The organism is Roseisolibacter sp. H3M3-2, assembly GCF_029211165.1.
Taxonomy (GTDB): Bacteria; Gemmatimonadota; Gemmatimonadetes; order Gemmatimonadales; family Gemmatimonadaceae; genus Roseisolibacter.
In genome coordinates this window covers 1-1,626 of sequence record NZ_JARGEK010000615.1, presented here as the reverse complement: position 1 = coordinate 1,626, position 1,626 = coordinate 1, and the positions used below count along the sequence as shown (strand labels likewise).

At 66.7% G+C, this 1,626-nt stretch carries 4 protein-coding genes; all 4 read left to right on the top strand.

The genetic code is table 11. The features are described 5' to 3' along the window. Positions 1–153: 153 nt before the first annotated feature. Genes PYV61_RS25130 through PYV61_RS25115 form a run of 4 tightly spaced genes read left to right on the top strand, consistent with a single transcriptional unit; the run spans position 154 to position 1,534 of the window. Positions 154–552, top strand: a complete 399-nt coding sequence (locus tag PYV61_RS25130; RefSeq protein WP_275836624.1) for a hypothetical protein — start codon at positions 154–156, stop codon at positions 550–552. 18 nt (positions 553–570) lie between these two features. After that, positions 571–996: a phage tail tube protein gene (locus tag PYV61_RS25125; RefSeq protein ID WP_275836623.1), complete on the top strand. Its 426-nt coding sequence runs from the start codon at positions 571–573 to the stop codon at positions 994–996. Then, a complete protein-coding gene (locus tag PYV61_RS25120; RefSeq protein WP_275836622.1) occupies positions 996–1,421 on the top strand; it encodes a GTA-gp10 family protein in 426 nt (141 codons plus the stop codon). The genes PYV61_RS25125 and PYV61_RS25120 overlap by 1 nt, the downstream gene beginning before the upstream one ends. Next, positions 1,421–1,534, top strand: a complete 114-nt coding sequence (locus PYV61_RS25115; protein WP_275836621.1) for a phage tail assembly chaperone — start codon at positions 1,421–1,423, stop codon at positions 1,532–1,534. Before PYV61_RS25120 ends, PYV61_RS25115 begins: the two co-directional genes overlap by 1 nt. Positions 1,535–1,626 lie beyond the last annotated feature (92 nt).

The window sequence follows — 1,626 nt, the reverse complement described above, 5'->3', positions numbered from 1 at the left end:
GAAGAAGGCGGCGGATATCTCGGCAACATACGCCTTGGACGTGCGGCCGCGCGCGGCTCGGCCCTTTGTCTTCATCGATGGCGCCCAGGCCACGGCTGAGCGCCGCATCGCCGCTTTCTGGTCCGAGACCATGTCGCGCGCAGGAGCAGCAGGATGATCGATCTCGTAACGCCGGTGCAGGCGGCGGCGCTCGGCGCGCTGCTCGCCGATGTTCCCGCCGAGCTGGGCGGCGCCGTGGATGCGCCGAAGCCGAACCAGGCCCCGCCGTTCAATATGATCGGCGCGATCGTGAGCAGCAACGAGGGCGGCAAGGGCGACCAGGCCGAGCGGTTCGAGTTCGAGGTGCACTCGATTTACCGCGGCACCGATCGCGGTCCGCTGCTTGCCCAATCGCATGCCGTCAAAGCCGCGCTGCACAACCGCGCGCTTGAGGCTGACGGCGTCCTTCTGACGGAGCCTCAATGGATCGACGGCGCGATCAGCGAGGCCGGGCCCGACGGCGTGACCTTCGCCGCCATCAACACCTTCGAAATCTACGCAGAGCCGGCCTGAGCCGGAAAGGAGACTGACGTGAACCAGTACGGCAAAGACTACCGCATCCTCATCGGCGACGGCCAGGCCGGCACCGAAGGGTTCGACCCGATCGGCGGCGAGACCACGCTCCGTTGGGGCCGCAGCTCGGAGGAGTTTGACCTGAGCGACAAGGACTCGGGCGTCTATGGCAGCGCCAGCTACGGCCAGCAGACGATCACGTTCGACGTGTCCGGCAACCTCAAGCTGCCGGATGACGGTCTCGAGCGCGCTTCCGACGTGTCGAAGTCGAGCCCGCCCGAAGTCAACATCAAGGTGATGAAGGGCGCTGTCGTGAAGTTCCACGGCATGGTGGCGATCGGCAACTTCTCCGCCGACTTCCCGACGAAGGGTCCGGCCACCTATTCTTTCCAGATGAAGAATAAGGGCGCTCCGATCGTCGACGATCTTGGCGCGTCCGCCTGATGAAGCGGCAGAAGCGTGCGCCGGCAGAGCCGGTAGCGAATGAGGACCGGGGCGAGCACCAGCTCGCCCTGGCTGGCCGCAGTTATCTGCTGCGGCCATCGCATCAGGCGCTGAAGGCGGTCGAGCGGCAAACCGGCAAGACCGCGCTCGAGCTCGTGCGGCTCGGCAACACGGGCAAGCTCTCGATGGAGGACCTGGGCGTCGTCGCATCGGAGCTGATCCGCGCCGGCGCCGATCCGAAGGACGGCTTCACCCGGAACGTCAATGCCGAGCGGCTTGAGGAGCTGATCTTCGAAGAGGGGCTTCCGACGGTCACGTCCAAGCTGACGCTCTGCCTGCTCGATGCGGCGACCGGAGGTCGCACGGCAGCGGGGGAACTGAAGGCGGCGCAAGCGAACCCGAAGGAACTCGCTGGCGCCGCCTGATGGGCGTCGCCCTCGACGCGTTCGGATGGTCGCCCGACGAGTTCTGGCGCGCCACGCCGCACGAGTTCTGGGCGATGATCGAAGCCCGCGAGATCGCGAACAAGCAGCAATGACCAGGCCGCCGGCGTGAGCTGGCGGCCGTTGTCCTGGAGGCCCCATGGCCGCAGCCAATCGCCGAGACCTGTTCCTCAGTGTCAGCGGCGAC